Raw genomic sequence first — 12,694 nt, forward strand, 5'->3', positions numbered from 1 at the left:
GGAAACGATGGAGCACGCGGCCGACGGCGCCGGAACAGGCGGGCCTGTGGATGCGTCTGTCACGACGACCATCGTCCGCCGGGTCCTTCCCGGCTGCGACGAGGAGTTCGCCGACTGGATCCAGACCGGACTCGGCCTCGCCCGGCTGTTTCCCGCATTCCTCGGCGGAGGATGGCTGAAGGAGAGCAGCACCTCCGATGTCTGCGTGATCGTGCTGAAGTTCGAAACCCAAGCCGCGCTGGACAACTGGTTGACATCTTCGTTGCGGAACGGGTGGCTGAGAACCGGCCGGAACATCGCGGTCGAGGAACCGGACGAGCCGGCGTCGGACGTGGAGAGCCTGTTCGAACGCCCTCGACGCCGGACCGCCGCCGGCCACGGTCAGGCGGACTCCCCGGGGATCTGCGCGCCGGACGGCATCCCCTCCCCCAAATAGGTCTGATAGAACGGCCGCCAGTCCGCGGACGCATCTCCACGGTGACCCGGCGCGCCGGAGCCGTCGAGGTGCCGGTCGAGGTCGGCGAGGCAGACACTCCACCCGGCGGCGTTCCTGGCCGCCGTATTGCGGACCTCGAGGACGTTGACGAGCGTCAGGGCGCACCCTTCCGCGGTCGGCTCGACCTCGAAGTGGATCTCGTCCCCGCCCCACGTGAACGCGAGCGTGTACGGGCCGCCGTAGACGAGGACCGTCCCCGTCTCGGGGTCACCGTGCGGTTCCGGGAAGAACTCGATGTCGCCACCGGCGTACGTGTCGATGCGAACCCGTGACGGAAACCAGTGCGCGAGCTCGTCCGGCTCGGACACCGCCTCCCACAGCCTCTGGACGGGAAACGGGTACGTGCACCGGAACCGCACGGCGGGACGACCCTTGAACTCGAAATACCTTCCGTGTATCACCGGCCCACTCCCTCGCTGTCGTACCTGACGACAGCTTGACACGGGAGGCCGTCGTCCACACCGAAGTTGGCCGACAATTCCGGGCACCCTCCTCCCTTCCTGTCGGACAACTCCCCTACGGTGGCGGAGTGACGTCGCCTTGGCCGGAGGGACAGGTCGCATCGGTCGCCCCCGATGCCGGCTCGCTCGCTGCCGCCGAAAGGCTGTCGGCCGCGTGGTCGGCGACCGGCAGCAACGGCGGCGCGCTCTGGGGACTGTGCCAGGGCAGCGGCAAGACCCCCTATCGATCGGTCGTCGACCTCTCCGGCCCGGCGTACAACTGCTCGTGCCCGAGCCGGAAATTTCCCTGCAAACACGCGCTCGGCCTGCTGCTGATCTGGTCGCGGGGCCGCGTCCCGGATCAGTCCGAACCGCCCCCGTTCGCGGTGGACTGGCTGAACCGCAGGGCGGGGCGGGCAGCCGCGCCGGCGACTGCGGCCATCAAGACGACCGGTGCGAAGGCCACCGAACGCCGGGCCGAGCGGGTGACGGCGGGCCTCGACGAACTCGACCTGTGGCTCACCGACCAGATCCGCGGCGGGCTCGGCGCAGCCGACATCTCGGCATCCGCGTTCGACGCCATCGCGGCCCGCATGGTCGACGCGCAGGCGCCCGGCGTCGCGTCCGCCCTGCGTCGCCTGCCGATCGTCGTGGCCACCCGAGCCGACTGGCCGGACCGGCTGCTCCGCGAGTACGCCAGGCTGCACCTTCTCGTCGTCGCCCATCGCCGTCTGAGCGAACTACCGGAACCCCTGCAGGCGTCGGTGCGCTCGCACGTGGGATACCCGGTGGCCACCGACAGCGTGCGCAGCGAGCCGGGAGTCCGCGACCGGTGGATGGTCCTGGGAATACAGACCACCGAGGAGAAGCGCCTCTTCACCCGCAAGGTGTGGTTGATCGGCCGCGACCACGGTCGCCGCGCGATCCTCCTGGACTTCACGCACGGCTCCGCGAACTTCTCGACAGTGGTCCCGCCGCTCGGATCGCTCGTCGACGCGACCCTGCACTTCTACCCCGGCGCCGCACCGCTCCGGGCACAGTTCGGCGACGCCCACCAGGCCCCCGAACCGTTCACCACCGTCGCACCGAGCGACATCGACACCGCTCTCGACCACTTCGCCGCCGCGGTCGGAGCCGACCCGTGGGTCCGCTCGTGGCCGGCTCTGCTCACCGGCGTCACCCCGACACTTGACGACGGGCACTGGTTTCTCGTCGACGCGCAGGGGCGCGCGGTGCCGCTGTCCGGCGAAGACCCGGTCCTGTGGCGGCTCCTCGGAATGTCCGGCGGCCGGCCCGTCACCGTGTTCGGGGAGTGGACCAGCGAATCGCTGGTTCCCGTATCGGTGTTCGATCGCGGCGACGTGTACCCGCTCGGGGCAGACACGCCCTCGGCCGCGACGGCGGGGAGTCGGCGATGAGCGAACTCCTGTCCGCCGCCCTGCTCGGCACTGCACGGTCCACCCCGTCGTTCCAGGATCTGGCCACCGGCGAACTGGCACAGGCACTCAGCGGTGATCCGGCGGAGACTCTGCTCGGCGCCGCCGCGCTCGAGAACGCGTACTACGACGGCGGAGTCGCCGCCTCCGCTCGCGTGCTGCCCGCACCCGCCGAGGACGATCCGAGGCTGCAGCTGCCGCCCGCGTCCGCGTCGCATCTGATGCAGTTGCTCGCGGCCAAGTCGTGGACGCTCACCGAGTGGTTCGCGGTCGCGGCCGAGCGGGATTACCGAGCGCCGGATCATCTCGTCGCCGACCTGATGGCCGTGGCCCGCACGAACGACACCCACCGCGAGAGCATCCTCCGGCTGGTGGGCTCCCGCGGCCAGTGGCTCGCCGCGCAGAACCCGGACTGGTCGCCGCTGGTCCGTCGGTCCGATCGCACCGACGTGTGGACGCACGGCGCACACCAGGAACGACTGCAGTGGCTCACGACGATGCGGGCGGTGAACCCGGCGATCGCGATGGCCGAATTGAGCCGCACCTGGGATTCCGAACGGGGCGAGCACCGGGCGGCGTTCATCGCGGTCCTGGGAACGGGGCTCGGCGACGCCGACTCCGCACTGCTCGAGCACGCACTCGACGACCGGCGGAAAGAGGTGCGCCAGCAGGGCGTCCAGTTGCTGCGGCAGCTACCGAACTCCGCCTACGCCGAGCGGATGGCCGCTCGCGCCCGGGCATGGGTGCGGGTGGAGAAGAAGCCGCTGCGCACCCGCCTCGTGGTGAACATGCCCGGTTCCCTGGACGATTCGGCCCGCCGCGACGGCATCGAGGACGTTCACTTCAAGAACAAGGGAATCCGTAGCTGGTGGTTGCGAATGGTGGTCACCGCCGCCCCCTTGTCGGTGTGGGAAGGCATGATCGGCTCCGCCTCCACCGCGTTGGAGATCCGGATCGAGGACCAGTGGCGGGAGGTGATGATGGAGGCGTGGACCACCGCCACCGTGCTGCAGCGCAATCCGCGCTGGGCGTCGGCTCTGCTGCACCAGGAAGGGCGGAAGACCGAACGTCGCGTAGTACCGATCGTCCCCGCTCGCGAACGCCTCGCATACATCCTGTCGGGTCGCGCCGACTCCTACCTGCTGGGCGTCGACGGCGCCGCCCTGTTCGACGGTCTGCCCCATCCCTGGCCGCTCGACCTGGCCGAGCGGGTGATCGCTCGCCTCGAGGACGTCGCCGGGCGGCACGCCGAGACCGGCAAGGACCTCGGGCAGTTCTCCCGGCACAGCCACTACTCGACCCTCCGCAGCGCCGAGACGCACTTCCCGTTCACGGCGGCGCCGCTTCTCCGAGCGGCCGCCGAACGCACCCGCGATCCCGGCTGGCACCAGGCATTCGCCACTGTCGCCACCAACATCGACCATCGCAGAACAGTCCTGAAGGAGCTCGAGTGACCGAGATCGCGGCCGCCCAGGCCGACCTGCTACGACCCCACGCCGAGCAGGCCTACGCCGACGAACTCGCCGCCCTCGCCGCGCACGACACCCGGCCCCGGCCACCGTCGTGGAAATTGTCTCCGTGGGCGGTCGTCATGTACCTGCTCGGCGGCGAACTCGACGACGGCACCGTCATCACCCCCAAATATGTCGGTCCCCGCCGGCTCATCGAAGTGGCTGTCGCGACGCTGGCGACCGATCGTGCGTTGCTTCTGCTCGGCGTCCCAGGAACCGCCAAGACGTGGGTGTCCGAACACCTGTCGGCGGCGGTCTCCGGCGAGTCGACCCTGCTCGTCCAGGGAACGTCGGGGACGCCGGAGGAGGCCATCCGGTACGGCTGGAACTACGCGCGCCTTCTCGCCGAGGGCCCGACAGCGGGCGCACTCGTTCCGTCCCCCGTCATGACGGCCATGCAGGGCGGGCGGATCGCACGCGTCGAAGAACTCACCCGCATTCCCGCCGACGTGCAGGACGCGCTCATCACCGTGCTGTCGGAGAAGACGCTGCCCATCCCCGAACTGGGCACCGAGGTGCAGGCCGCCAAGGGTTTCAACCTGATCGCCACCGCAAACGACCGCGACCGCGGGGTCAACGAACTGTCCTCCGCGCTGCGCAGGCGGTTCAACACGGTGGTCCTGCCCCTGCCCGCCAACGAGGAGGACGAAGTCGCCATCGTCGCGCGGCGCGTCGAGCAACTCGGGTCCTCGCTGGAACTGCCGGAGGTCCCGGCGACCGTCGACGAGATCCGGCGCGTGGTCACCGTGTTCCGCGAACTCAGGTCGGGCGTCACCGGCGACGGTCGCACGAAGCTGAAGTCGCCGTCCGGAACGCTGTCGACAGCGGAGGCGATCTCCGTCGTCACCAGCGGACTCGCCCTCGCCGCGCACTTCGGTGACGGGGTGCTCCGTCCGTCCGACGTCGCCGCGGGCATCCTCGGGTCCGTGCTGAAGGACCCGGTGGCCGACAAGGTGGTGTGGACGGAATACCTCGAGGCCGTGGTCCGCGAACGGGAAGACTGGGCCGACTTCTACCGCGCGTGCCGCGAGGTCACCGGGTGAACTCCGACGTCCGTGTCTTCGGCATCCGCCACCACGGGCCAGGTTCCGCACGATCGGTGCGTCGCGCGCTCGACGAGTTCGTCCCCGACGCCGTCCTGATCGAAGGGCCCGCGGACGCCGATCCGCTGGTCGCATTGACCGCCTCCGACACCATGGAACCGCCGGTGGCGTTGCTCGCGTATGCCGCCGGGGAGCCCAGGACGGCGGCGTTCTGGCCGTTCGCCGTGTTCTCCCCGGAGTGGCAGGCGCTGTCGTGGGCGGCCGGGCGCGGCGTCGACGTCCGCTTCTGCGACCTTCCGGCCGCCAACACCCTCGCCGCCGACGACTCCGAGCCCCGCTCCGAGGATCCACTGACCCAGTTGGCCGCCGCGGCGGGCTACGACGACACGGAACGCTGGTGGGACGCCGTCATCGAATCGGGGTCGGGGCCCGACTCGTTCGACGCGATCACCGAGGCCATGACCGCCCTCCGGGACACGGTCGAACTCGACGAACCCACCAGCAGGCGCGAGGCGTACATGCGCCAGACGCTGCGGAAGGTCATCAAGGGCGGCGCGCAGCGGATCGCGGTGGTGTGCGGCGCGTGGCACGCCCCGGCACTCGCCGGACCCCTCGGACCGGCCACTGCGGACGCACGAATCCTCAAGGGAATACCCAAGATCAAGACCTCGCTCACGTGGGTGCCCTGGACGCACTCCCGGCTGTCCGCGGCGTCGGGATACGGCGCCGGGATCACCTCCCCTGGCTGGTATCACCACCTGTTCACCGCACCGGACCGGACGATCACCCGATGGCTCACGAAGGTCGCGCGGGTGCTGCGGGACGAGGACCTTCCGGTGTCGAGTGCGCACGTCATCGAATCCGTCCGTCTCGCAGACACGTTGGCTGCGATGCGTGCGCGGCCACTGGCCGGGCTCTCCGAGGTCACCGAGGCCACCCGCGCCGTGATGTGCGACGGCGACGACGTCCTGCTCGACCTGATCACGCGGCGTCTCGTCGTCGGCGAGGCACTCGGCGCGGTCCCGGACGACACCCCGACGGTTCCCCTCGACGCCGACCTGCGGGCGCGGGCGAAGACTCTGCGGCTCAAGCAGCAGGCCACCGAGAAGACCATCGACCTCGACCTCCGCAGAGACAACGACGTCGCGCGGTCCCGGCTGCTGCACCGGTTGCAGATCCTCGGTGTCGGCTGGGGCACCCCGGCCGACAGCGACGTGCGCGGCACCGGCACGTTCCGTGAGACGTGGTCCCTCACCTGGAAACCCGAACTGGCGGTGTCGATCATCGAGGCGTCGCTGTGGGGCACCACCGTCGAGGCCGCGGCGACAGCGAAGGTGCGCGAGCAGGCGTCGGCCGGCGCCGTCTCCCTCGCCCAGCTCACCGGGCTGCTCGAGCAGTCCCTGCTGTCGGATCTCGGGGATGCGCTGGCCGAGTTGTTGCGGGCACTGGAGACCGCGGCCACGCTCGACCACGACGTGATGCACCTGATGGATGCCCTGCCCGCGCTCACCCGAACCCTGCGGTACGGCGATGTCCGCGGCACCGACGTCTCGTCCCTCACCCGCGTGACCGACAGCTTGCTCGTCCGCATCTGCGCGGGACTGCCCTCGGCGATGTCGGGGCTGGACGACGACAGCGCACTCGACCTGCGCCGCGCCGTCGACGACGTGCACGCGGCGGTGATGCTGCGCGACGACGACCGTGCGTCGGCGCGGTGGCTCGGCACACTCGGGGGCCTCGTCGACCGCAGCGACGTGAACGGCCTCGTGATCGGACGCATGGTCCGATTGCTCCGCGACGCAGGCACCGTCAGCGAAACCGAGTCCGCCACCCGACTGTCGCGGGCGCTGTCCGTCGGCGCCGATCCCTCCGCGAAGGCGGGGTGGGTCGACGGTTTCCTCGGCGGCGGCGGGCTGCTTCTGGTCCACGACCGGCAGCTGCTGCGACTGCTCGACGGATGGGTGTCGGGGCTGCGCGAACAGGACTTCGTCGATGTGCTGCCACTGCTGCGCCGCACGTTCGGCGGGTTCGAAACAGGGGAACGCCGGGCCATTGGACAGTCCGTGGAGGGCGGGTCCACCGCCGATGCCCGCGCCGAGGTCGACGCTCGGCGGGGCACGATCGCGATCCGGACCGTCGCGGACATTCTGGGGGTGAAGTCGTGACCGAAGACGCGGAGCGCCTCAGACGGTGGCGGCTGCTGCTCGGCAACGCAGCCGAGGAGTCCACCGGCGGTCTGACGTCCAAGACGGACGCGGCGATGGACGGCGCTCTGGCCGCCCTGTACGACACCAGCAGCGAAGGGTCGAAGAGCCGCCGTCGCGGCGCGGGTCTCGGCGGATCGGCGCCGAAGGTCGCGCGCTGGCTCGGCGACATCCGTACCTACTTCCCGAGCAGCGTCGTCCAGGTGGTGCAGAAGGACGCCATCGACCGGCTCGGCCTCACCCAGTTGCTCCTCGAACCCGAACTGCTCGACGCCGTCGAACCGGACGTCCACCTCGTCGGCACACTGCTGAGCCTGAACCGGGTGATGCCCGAGTCCAGCAAGGCCACCGCCCGGATGGTCGTCGAGAAGGTGGTCCGGAAGGTGGAGGAACGGATCGCGCAGAAGACCAGGACCGCCGTCACCGGTGCGCTGAACCGGTCGGCCCGCATCACCAATCCCAAGTACCGCGACATCGACTGGAATCGCACCATCCGCGCCAACCTCGCGCACTACCTCCCCGAGTACAAGACGGTGGTGCCGGAGCGACTGCTCGGATACGGCCGCCGATCGCAGGCCGTGCACCGCGACGTCGTCCTCGCCATCGACCAGTCCGGGTCGATGGCGTCGAGCGTCGTGTATGCGTCCGTGTTCGGGGCGGTGCTCGCCTCGATGCGCGCGCTGAAGACGTCGCTGGTCGTGTTCGACACGGCGGTCGTCGACCTCACCGACAAGCTGTCCGATCCCGTCGACGTGCTGTTCGGCACGCAACTCGGTGGCGGCACCGACATCAACCGGGCCATCGCTTACAGCCAGTCACTGATCGACAGACCGGCCGAATCGCTGTTCGTGCTGATCTCGGATCTGTACGAGGGTGGGATCCGCGCGGAGATGCTGCGGCGGATGGCGGCGATGAAAAACGCAGGCGTCCAGGTGGTGGTCCTTCTGGCGCTGTCCGACGACGGCGCCCCGTCGTTCGATCACGACAACGCGGCGGCCCTGGGCGGGCTCGGCATTCCCGCGTTCGCCTGCACCCCGGACAAGTTCCCGGAACTGCTGGCGCTCGCACTCGAACGCGGCGACATCGGCAGGTGGGCGGACAGTCTCCGGACGGGGTGACCGGGGGTCAGCCGGCAGCCATCCGGCGGTCGCTGTGCAGTTCGGGGTGCGCGTCGGCGCGGATCCTGAGCAGGACCAGGCCGGAGACCGAGGCGACGATCAGCGATGCGACCGTCCAGGGAACGTGCAGTTCGGAGATCCCGACTCCCGCACCGACGAGTCCCACGAAAAGCAGGCTCCACATGATCGCTTTGACTGGACCGGACCCCATGGCAATGCTCCTTCACCGAGATTACTTACATCCCCCGTGAGTTCTGGTGTGCGCGCAGAACGTTAGCCGCGTCACACTGGGGTCCTCGTGCGACACGTCGGAAACGCTCTTTCCGATACCAATCCGAGACCTGGACCCGTGAGTACTTCTTAACCGCGGGCGGTTGAGAAGTACTCACGGGCGCAGCTAGATGATGCTGATGGTTCCCTGGGTGGTCGCCGACGCGAGCACCCGCAGGTGGTCGTCGGACCCGCCGAGGGTGTGCTCGATGGCGGTCAGCCGGCTCACGTAGTGGCCGACCGGATACTCGGCCGTCATGCCGATGCCGCCGTGCATCTGGATCGCTTCCTGCCCGATCGTGCGGGCGGAGCGGCCGATCTGCAGCTTGGCGCGGGAGGCGACCACCGGATCGACGGTTCCGTCGGCCAGCGACATCGTCGCGTAGAGACTCATGCTGCGAGCCAGTTCCAGCAGCACGTACATGTCGGCCGCACGGTGCGTGAGCGTCTGGAACTTCGCGATCGGGACACCGAACTGCTTGCGGGTTTTCAGGTACTCGGTGGTCAGTCGCAGCGCTTCCTCCATCGCGCCGACGGCCTCCGCGCACAGTGCCGCCTGCGCCCGGATCTGCGCGCTCTCGATCGCCGACGACGCGTCGCCGCCCTCACCGAGGGGCTCCGCCGGGGTGTCCGACAGTTCCACCTGCGCGGCCCGCAGTCCGTCGTGGGTCGCGTAGGCGGTGCGGGTCAAGCCGCTGGCGTCGGCGCCGACGAGGAACAGTCCGACCCCACCGTCCGGGAGTGCAGCCGTGACGACCAGGGTGTTCGCGCTGCCACCGTGCGGAACGGGGTTCTTGGTACCCGTGAGGGTCCACGCGTCGCCGTCCTTCTTCGCCGTCGTGGACACCTGGGTGGACGGCCAGCGCACACCCGGCTCCCGATCGGCGAAGGCCAGCAGGAGGTTGCCCTCCGACACGTCGGGAAGAATCCTGCGGCGCTGCTCCGTGCTGCCGGCCGCAGCGATCAGGCCGCCGGGGACGAGCACGGCGTCGAGGACGGGTTCGGGCGCGAGGCGCCGGCCGATCTCGGTCATCACCGACGCGACCTCGACAGGTCCGGCGCCCATTCCGCCGTCTTCCTCGTCGAAGCTCAGGCCCAGCAGTCCCACCTCGGCGAGTTGCTTCCACACCTGCGGGCTCCACCCCTGCTCGGTGTCGGTGATGGCGTTGCGCTTCTCCGCGTCGTAGCTACGTCCCAGCAGTTCACGAGTGGTGTCGCGCAGCAGTTTCTGTTCGTCGGTCAGTTCGAAGTCCATGTCACGCCCTCACAATCCGAGGATCGAGGAGGCGATGATGCTGCGCTGCACTTCGCTCGATCCGCTGTAGATGGAAACCTTGCGGTAGTTCAGGTAGGTCGGAGCCGTCCGCTGCGCCCAGAGCGGCGAAGAGATGCCGTCACCTGCGGCGAAGGGCAGGGAGTCGGGTCCGGCGACGTCGGTCAGCAGTTCGAGTGTGGCCTGCTGCAGTTCGGACCCGCGCAGCTTCAGCAGCGACGACGCCGGGTTCGGCTTGCCGTCGGCCGAACTGGCGACCACCCGCAGCTGGGTGAGTTCGAGCGCGATGATCTCGTTCTCCAGCTCGGCGATCCGGGCGGCGAACAGCGGGTCGTCGAGCAGCGTCCCCTCGCCCACCGAGATCTCCGCGGCGCGTTCCTTCGCCTGCGCGAGGCGGACTTTGGAGAATCCCAGCCGGGTCACACCGGTGCGCTCGTTGCCGAGCAGGAACTTGGCGTAGCTCCAGCCCTGGTTCTCCTCGCCCACGAGATTCTCGGCCGGCACGCGCACGTCCTCGAAGAAGATCTCGTTGACCTCGTAGCCGCCGTCGATCAGCTTGATCGGACGCACCGTGACCCCGGGCGTCTTCATGTCGACGAGGATGAACGAGATGCCGGCCTGCTTCTTGGGGGCGTCCGGGTTCGTGCGAGCGAGGACGAAGATCCAGTCGGCGTGCTGCGCGAGAGTGGTCCACGTCTTCTGGCCGTTGATCACGTAGTCGTCGCCGTCGCGGACGGCGCGGGTCTTCAGCGACGCGAGGTCGGAGCCGGCTTCGGGTTCGGAGAATCCCTGGCACCACCAGATGTCGAGGTTGGCGGTCGCGGGAAGGAACTTCTCCTTCTGCTCCTGCGAACCGAATGCCGCGATGACGGGGCCGACCATGCTGGTGTTGAAGGCGAGCGGCTCGGGCACCGACGCGAGCTGCAATTCGTCGAGCCAGATGTGCTTCTGCACCGGCGTCCAGTCGCGGCCGCCCCACTCGACCGGCCAGTGCGGCGTCGCCAATCCGTTGGCGTTCAGAATCCGCTGGGACTCGATGAAGCCCTCTTTCCCCACTTCTTCTCCACGCGCATACCGCTCGCGGGTTTCCGCCGGAATCTGTGTGGTGAAGAACGTTCGCATCTCGTCGCGGAACGCCAGCTCCTCGTCGGTCAAGGCCAGATTCATCGGACTTCCTTCGCACTCGAGGTCGGATTCATGTTCTGATCCCGACGGTACTCCCCCGTGCGGCTCCGCCGCCCGTGAGTACTTGTCAACCGCCCGCGGTTAACAAGTACTCACGGGTCAGGCGGTGCGGAGGACGAGCAGGTAGGCGCCACCGGCGGCGTCGATCTGCGTCTCGACGTTCAGTTCGGGTGCGAGACGGGACAGCCTGTCGAGCAACCACTCCGACGCGTCCTCGGCGTCCGATTTGCCCGGGCACCGCGCCACCGCCACCCGTCCGCCCTTGCGGCCGAGTTGTTCGACGACACCGATGATCGGGGCGGGATCGACGACGAACAACCGGTCTGGCCACGGCACGACCGGTTTGACGGCACCCTTCTTGGTGTTGCACGCGCGGTGAGCGAGGCGTTCGACGCCGCCCTTCGCCTTGGCCTTCTTCGCGGCGACGACGCTGTCGATGCTGGGTCCGCGCGGATCGTTGACCGACATGTCGGGATCCACCGGTTCGTCACACAGCCAGCAGCGCCACGACTCGCGGTCGCCGACCTCTCGAAGAGTACTCATGGGCGCCAACGCTACCCGTGCGACTGGACCGGATCGAAGCCGGAAATCAGCCAGTTGTCGCCGGACTTGGCCAGCTCGACGGTGATGCTCGTCGCCGTCGTCGCCGGTTCGGGTTTCGCCGCACTGGTGGTGGTCTGGTTGACGAACAGCAGCACGGTCGCGGTGTCGGCCGCCACGTCGACCGGACCGGAGGCGGCCACCGTCGCCTGGGTAGCCACCCGGCTTTCCTTCGCCGCCGGGACGACGACGTCCGTCGTGAACTGTGTGTAGTAGTCGAGGAACTCCCCTGTCAGGCGTTCCTTCGCGACACCGACGTCGTTTTCGACCGTGTCCGGCTTGTACGACAGTAGAGCGATCGCCCCCTGCGACGCGGTGTCGGTGACGGTGGCGCGGACGGTGTCGTCGACGCGCTGGTCGGGACGGTAGAGCGTGAAGTACAGAACCCCCGCAAGCACGGCCGCGACCGCGGTGAGCGCGCCCAGGATCAGGAGGAGTCTGCGCGATTTCGGCGATGCGTCGGTACTCACTGCACGAACCCTGCCTTCACGATCTTGTATGTGCCGTCCTCGAGTTGCATCGTCACGCGCATTCTCTGACCGCGCGGTTCCTCGGCAGCGCCGCCCGCGTTGGACACCTTCTGCGCGACCGCGACGAGCACGTCCGCGGAGTCGCCGTTCTGCGCCTCGATCGCAGCCTGGCGCACCTCCCCCTGGGACTTGACCTTGGCCTCCTGCATGACCGCAATGAGATCTTTGGATCGGGCTTCGAATTCGTCGCGGAATTCCCCGGCCGAACCGTCGAGCACCTTCTGCACGTCCTCGTCAGCCCGCTCGAAGTCCATCGTCGTCAGATCCACGACGCCCTGGCGCGCTGCATCGAGGATCTCGGATCGCTGCTGGGCTTCCTGCTCCGCCTGCCGGTGCGTGTAGCCGAAATAGCCGCTGACCGCGAGGAACGCAAGCGCAAGGACGGCTAGGACCACCACACCCGCGCTGACGGCCGGCGTCCGGGCCTGGGGATCGGCGTCGTCACCGGTGGGCTCTTCCGCCATGGGGTTCCTTCCGTCGTGCCGTATCTCTGTTACCTGCATCACGCCAGATGCTACCGGGTAGTCATATCAAATATTTTTCGGCGCCTCCCGCGGGCAGATCCGCGGGCGGAAAGGCGCGTGGGAG

At 68.8% G+C, this 12,694-nt stretch carries 13 protein-coding genes; 6 read left to right on the forward strand and 7 right to left on the reverse strand.

Translation table 11 applies throughout. The annotated features are described in order from the left end of the window. Positions 1 to 7 precede the first annotated feature (7 nt). The gene (locus ACFVJ3_RS12240; RefSeq protein ID WP_378452301.1) at positions 8 to 436 is read left to right on the forward strand and encodes a hypothetical protein; all 429 of its coding nucleotides are present in this window, start codon (positions 8 to 10) and stop codon (positions 434 to 436) included. Here the strand turns inward: ACFVJ3_RS12240 and ACFVJ3_RS12245 are convergent. Further along, a complete protein-coding gene (locus ACFVJ3_RS12245; RefSeq protein ID WP_378452302.1) occupies positions 382 to 897 on the reverse strand; it encodes an SRPBCC family protein in 516 nt (171 codons plus the stop codon). The two genes, ACFVJ3_RS12240 and ACFVJ3_RS12245, sit on opposite strands and share 55 nt — an antisense overlap. A 128-nt stretch (positions 898 to 1,025) precedes the next feature. Between ACFVJ3_RS12245 and ACFVJ3_RS12250 the strand changes: the two genes are divergently transcribed. Genes ACFVJ3_RS12250 through ACFVJ3_RS12270 form a run of 5 tightly spaced genes read left to right on the forward strand, consistent with a single transcriptional unit; the run spans position 1,026 to position 8,248 of the window. Then, complete coding sequence (locus ACFVJ3_RS12250) at positions 1,026 to 2,354, forward strand: SWIM zinc finger family protein (protein ID WP_378452303.1); 1,329 nt, start codon at positions 1,026 to 1,028, stop codon at positions 2,352 to 2,354. Then, positions 2,351 to 3,826 (forward strand): DUF5691 domain-containing protein, encoded by a 1,476-nt coding sequence (locus tag ACFVJ3_RS12255; protein ID WP_378452304.1) that lies wholly within the window; start codon positions 2,351 to 2,353, stop codon positions 3,824 to 3,826. Before ACFVJ3_RS12250 ends, ACFVJ3_RS12255 begins: the two co-directional genes overlap by 4 nt. After that, entirely contained in the window at positions 3,823 to 4,926 is a 1,104-nt protein-coding gene (locus tag ACFVJ3_RS12260) for an AAA family ATPase (protein WP_378452305.1), read from the forward strand. Before ACFVJ3_RS12255 ends, ACFVJ3_RS12260 begins: the two co-directional genes overlap by 4 nt. Then, complete coding sequence (locus tag ACFVJ3_RS12265) at positions 4,923 to 7,091, forward strand: DUF5682 family protein (protein ID WP_378452306.1); 2,169 nt, start codon at positions 4,923 to 4,925, stop codon at positions 7,089 to 7,091. Before ACFVJ3_RS12260 ends, ACFVJ3_RS12265 begins: the two co-directional genes overlap by 4 nt. After that, positions 7,088 to 8,248: a VWA domain-containing protein gene (locus ACFVJ3_RS12270; RefSeq protein ID WP_378452307.1), complete on the forward strand. Its 1,161-nt coding sequence runs from the start codon at positions 7,088 to 7,090 to the stop codon at positions 8,246 to 8,248. Before ACFVJ3_RS12265 ends, ACFVJ3_RS12270 begins: the two co-directional genes overlap by 4 nt. Before the next feature lie 7 nt (positions 8,249 to 8,255). Here ACFVJ3_RS12270 and ACFVJ3_RS12275 read toward each other — a convergent pair whose 3' ends face one another. From ACFVJ3_RS12275 to ACFVJ3_RS12300, 6 genes are all read right to left on the reverse strand, one after another. Beyond that, a complete protein-coding gene (locus ACFVJ3_RS12275; RefSeq protein ID WP_005252231.1) occupies positions 8,256 to 8,459 on the reverse strand; it encodes a hypothetical protein in 204 nt (67 codons plus the stop codon). Between the two features lie 186 nt (positions 8,460 to 8,645). Next, complete coding sequence (locus ACFVJ3_RS12280) at positions 8,646 to 9,773, reverse strand: acyl-CoA dehydrogenase family protein (protein ID WP_378452308.1); 1,128 nt, start codon at positions 9,771 to 9,773, stop codon at positions 8,646 to 8,648. Positions 9,774 to 9,782: 9 nt separating this feature from the next. Beyond that, positions 9,783 to 10,958, reverse strand: a complete 1,176-nt coding sequence (locus tag ACFVJ3_RS12285; RefSeq protein ID WP_378452309.1) for an acyl-CoA dehydrogenase family protein — start codon at positions 10,956 to 10,958, stop codon at positions 9,783 to 9,785. A 117-nt stretch (positions 10,959 to 11,075) separates the two neighbouring features. Continuing rightward, positions 11,076 to 11,519: a hypothetical protein gene (locus ACFVJ3_RS12290; RefSeq protein WP_378452310.1), complete on the reverse strand. Its 444-nt coding sequence runs from the start codon at positions 11,517 to 11,519 to the stop codon at positions 11,076 to 11,078. Positions 11,520 to 11,530: 11 nt separating this feature from the next. After that, complete coding sequence (locus ACFVJ3_RS12295) at positions 11,531 to 12,046, reverse strand: twin-arginine translocation pathway signal (protein WP_378452311.1); 516 nt, start codon at positions 12,044 to 12,046, stop codon at positions 11,531 to 11,533. Continuing rightward, on the reverse strand, positions 12,043 to 12,570 hold the full coding sequence (locus tag ACFVJ3_RS12300) for a hypothetical protein (RefSeq protein WP_378452312.1): 528 nt from the start codon (positions 12,568 to 12,570) through the stop codon (positions 12,043 to 12,045). The genes ACFVJ3_RS12295 and ACFVJ3_RS12300 overlap by 4 nt, the downstream gene beginning before the upstream one ends. Positions 12,571 to 12,694: the final 124 nt, after the last annotated feature.

The sequence above is a fragment of the Rhodococcus sp. NPDC127593 genome, assembly GCF_042671975.1.
Lineage (GTDB): Bacteria > Actinomycetota > Actinomycetes > Mycobacteriales > Mycobacteriaceae > Rhodococcus_F.

Excerpts from the sequence above, each read along its gene's own strand:
- ACFVJ3_RS12240 (WP_378452301.1), top strand. The coding sequence starts at position 8 with ATGGAGCACGCGGCCGACGGCGCCGGAACAGGCGGGCCTGTGGATGCG.
- ACFVJ3_RS12255 (WP_378452304.1), top strand. The coding sequence starts at position 2,351 with ATGAGCGAACTCCTGTCCGCCGCCCTGCTCGGCACTGCACGGTCCACC.
- ACFVJ3_RS12275 (WP_005252231.1), bottom strand. The coding sequence starts at position 8,459 with ATGGGGTCCGGTCCAGTCAAAGCGATCATGTGGAGCCTGCTTTTCGTG.
- ACFVJ3_RS12280 (WP_378452308.1), bottom strand. The coding sequence starts at position 9,773 with ATGGACTTCGAACTGACCGACGAACAGAAACTGCTGCGCGACACCACT.
- ACFVJ3_RS12285 (WP_378452309.1), bottom strand. The coding sequence starts at position 10,958 with ATGAATCTGGCCTTGACCGACGAGGAGCTGGCGTTCCGCGACGAGATG.
- ACFVJ3_RS12290 (WP_378452310.1), bottom strand. The coding sequence starts at position 11,519 with ATGAGTACTCTTCGAGAGGTCGGCGACCGCGAGTCGTGGCGCTGCTGG.
- ACFVJ3_RS12300 (WP_378452312.1), bottom strand. The coding sequence starts at position 12,570 with ATGGCGGAAGAGCCCACCGGTGACGACGCCGATCCCCAGGCCCGGACG.